Origin of the sequence: Embleya sp. NPDC050493 (assembly GCF_044458105.1) — a bacterium.
Classification (GTDB): domain Bacteria; phylum Actinomycetota; class Actinomycetes; order Streptomycetales; family Streptomycetaceae; genus Embleya.
The window spans coordinates 1-1,714 of the sequence record NZ_JBITHP010000069.1 but is presented as its reverse complement, the minus strand read 5'-3'; the positions used below and the strand labels follow the sequence as shown (position 1 = coordinate 1,714).

At 35.2% G+C, this 1,714-nt stretch carries 2 protein-coding genes; one reads left to right on the top strand and one right to left on the bottom strand.

Annotation, left to right across the window (positions count from 1 at the left end):
* Positions 1–347, top strand: a 347-nt coding sequence (locus tag ACIBM5_RS47035; RefSeq protein WP_396012846.1) for an Asp23/Gls24 family envelope stress response protein, incomplete at its 5' end; no start/stop codon positions are given.
* 76 nt (positions 348–423) lie between these two features.
* On the opposite strand, the gene ACIBM5_RS47030 is transcribed toward ACIBM5_RS47035, so the two are convergent.
* Positions 424–1,541, bottom strand: a protein-coding gene (locus ACIBM5_RS47030; protein WP_353759714.1) for an IS3-like element IS981 family transposase whose coding sequence is annotated in 2 segments (ribosomal slippage) — positions 424–1,325 and positions 1,325–1,541 — 1,119 coding nt in all. Because the reading frame shifts where the segments join, the coding sequence is not laid out codon by codon here.
* Positions 1,542–1,714: the final 173 nt, after the last annotated feature.

Genomic DNA, 1,714 nt, shown 5'->3' with positions numbered 1-1,714 from the left:
ATACTGATGATGTTACAACAGGTGTTGACGTAGAAGTTGGGAAAACACAGGTTGCAGTAGACTTGAAAGTAGTTACAGAATATCGTAAGAATGTGCCTGATATTTATGAAAAAATTAAAGAAGTCATTCGTAAAGAGGTTGCGGCAATGACAGAATTGGAAGTTGTTGAAGTTAACGTAACAGTCACAGATATTAAAACGAAAGAGCAAAAAAAAGAAGATGATGAAAGTATTCAAGATCGAGTGACTAGCGCGGCTCAAACAACTGGGAAATTCACCTCTGAACAAGTTGATAAAGTAAAAGACAAAGTAGAAGACAATACAGATAAAGAAGCTAGAGTTAAATAAATTTCTAGATAAATCGTGAGAAATAAATGCCTCTATTATGAGGCTTTTTAGTAAGTGAGTTCATTTATATAGTTTTTTATTTAGATAGAAGCACCGAGTCAAATTGATTAGGTGTAAGATACCCTAAACTTTGATGGATTCGTTTTGAATTATAAAAGGCTTCGATGTACCAGAAAATACTCTGATAGGCTTCTTCAAAGTTCTTATATTTAAATTGATACACCCACTCTCTTTTTAAATGTCCATGCCAAGATTCAAGACTGGCATTATGATAAGGGTATCCCCTTCGACTGAAAGAGTGAGTCATCCCATAATACTTAAGCAACTCTTCATACTCTAGACTCGTATACTGGCTTCCTTGGTCAGAATGAAGAATAACAGCTTCTGGATAGTCTTGTGATTTAATGGCCTTATTTAAAGTTCTTTGCACTAATTCTACAGTCATTCGCTTGCCCAAATCCCAAGCAATGACTTTTTTAGTATAACGATCCATAATGGTTGAGAGATAAGCCCATCCTTGTTGAGTAGGAATATAAGTAATGTCGGTTGACCAAACCTTATTTTTCTTTGTAGGTTCAGTCTGTATAAGATTTTTTCGATTGATGTGATCACTTAGTGAGTATCCAGGCTTAAATTTCTTAATGACTACAGACTTGAGTTGAAGTTGCTTCATTAGCTTCTGTACCAGTTTTAACCCGACTTTTTCCCCTTGTTTAAGTAGAAGATGATGAATTTTAGGAGCACCATAGATTCCTCGGTTAGCATTGAAGAGTTGAGAAATTTTGAGTGACAGGTATTGTCTCCTTAATTGAGTTTTAGATGGATGTCGGTTAATCCGTTCATAATAACTTGATTCAGGAACATCAAGGAGTTGACAGCTTAGTCTGACATTGAGTGCTAAAGTTTGTATGGTTTGAGCCATATCCGCAGCACTCACTTCTTTTTCTCGGCGAATATGGTCAATACTTTTTTTAAGATGTCTCGTTCTTCCTTAACTTTAGCCAGTTGTCTTTTTAATTCTAGAAAATCAGCTTTAGAGACGGAGCTTTCATTAGATTTAGAGTAGAGGTCTATCCATTTATAAATTGTTGCAGGGGCCACGTCGTATTCTTTAGACAGCTGGGTGACGGATTGACCAGAATGATAAAAGGCGATAAGGGTTTCTTTAAATTCTTTTGAGTAGCGTTTTTTTATGTTTTTGTCCTTTGTCTAAATTATACAATAGTGACTCTAAGATTTAAGGATAACATCACTCACAACTTAGGGTTATTAATAGAGGTCAAAATATGAAAATTGGGTATGCACGTGTCAGTACTTTTGAACAAAAATTAGAATCTCAAATTGAAGTTCTGAAAGAAGCAGGAGCA